Raw genomic sequence first — 1,035 nt, 5'->3', positions numbered from 1 at the left:
TGATCTGTCCAGTCAGGGCAATTTTGTATTTTTCATGCCATTCAGTGGATTCATGCTGAAATTTTTCAAGATCACGCAAGCTTGCAGATAAAGTACGGCTGCGTTCCTCACTGCGCGCTGTCATAAGTTGCGCAGAGCCAGGCGAAGCTGCCAACCCTGGGCCTGCAGGCCGGAATACATGATCTGGGCCGCAAAGGCGGTATTGACCTGGCCGCGCAGCACTTCAAGACCCTGCCGCCCGCCGCCGGGGCCAAAACTCTGAAAGCCGTGCGAGGCATAACGCTGCATGCCCGCAGGCGCAGGCACACCAAGCAGTTGGCTTGTGGGGGCATCGGTTCCGCCGGTCAGGGGATCGCTGGAAAAAGGATTTTCCAGCCCGATGGAAGCGCAACCCTGCATTGTTGCGAGAACTGCCAGTAACACAAGGATGACAAGAGGCCGCCGCATGGCTATACTCCTTACCTCCCGCTCGTCATGCCAAGGGGAGCAATCACGTCACCCTAGCCTCAACGCCCTGCCCTGACAAGAGCGGCAGACATGTAAGGGGCGGGAACATCATAACCGGGACCTGCACGCCATGCACATTGAGGAAGCTGATTTCTTACTGCAAAGCTATCGTTTCGACCTGCCACAGGACCAGGTCGCCCAGTTTCCGCCGGAAGAACGAGGCGGTTCGCGGCTTCTGGTCATGCCTCGCAGCGGCGAACCGACCCTGCGGCATGAAAATTTCTGTGACCTGCCCGACTGCCTGCCCGAGGGAGCGCTGTTGGTTGCCAACAATTCCCGCGTGCTGCAGGCGCGCCTTCTTGGCACACGCTCCACAGGCGGCAAGGTGGAATTTTTGCTGCTGACCCCCCTGCCCCTTGTGATCGAGCGGGCCAAAGCCGATAAAAATGGCGGTCTTTACGCCGAGGCCGAAGGCCTTGTGCGCTCCGGCTACACCCGTCATCAGGGCCTCAAGGCCAAGGCTTATCCATTCCCGGTTGCTCTCCATCCAGCCCTTGAAAATTTCAACCGCGCGCGAGAGTGCGGGAA

2 protein-coding genes are annotated in these 1,035 nt (G+C 58.9%); one reads left to right on the top strand and one right to left on the bottom strand.

The annotated features are described in order from the left end of the window. Window positions 1–120 precede the first annotated feature (120 nt). Entirely contained in the window at window positions 121–447 is a 327-nt protein-coding gene (locus V6C16_RS14095; RefSeq protein ID WP_333543538.1) for a hypothetical protein, read from the bottom strand. Between the two features lie 130 nt (window positions 448–577). On the opposite strand from V6C16_RS14095, the gene V6C16_RS14090 reads away from it, so the two are divergent. Beyond that, window positions 578–1,035: S-adenosylmethionine:tRNA ribosyltransferase-isomerase (locus V6C16_RS14090; RefSeq protein ID WP_333543537.1), on the top strand; the 458-nt coding region annotated here is incomplete at its 3' end.

The organism is Desulfovibrio sp. 1188_IL3213, assembly GCF_036763145.1.
Lineage (GTDB): Bacteria > Desulfobacterota > Desulfovibrionia > Desulfovibrionales > Desulfovibrionaceae > Desulfovibrio.
This window is presented reverse-complemented; position numbering and strand designations above follow the sequence as displayed.

What these genes read in the sequence shown, in the direction of transcription:
- V6C16_RS14095 (WP_333543538.1), bottom strand. Translation starts at nt 447, where the DNA reads ATGCGGCGGCCTCTTGTCATCCTTGTGTTACTGGCAGTTCTCGCAACA.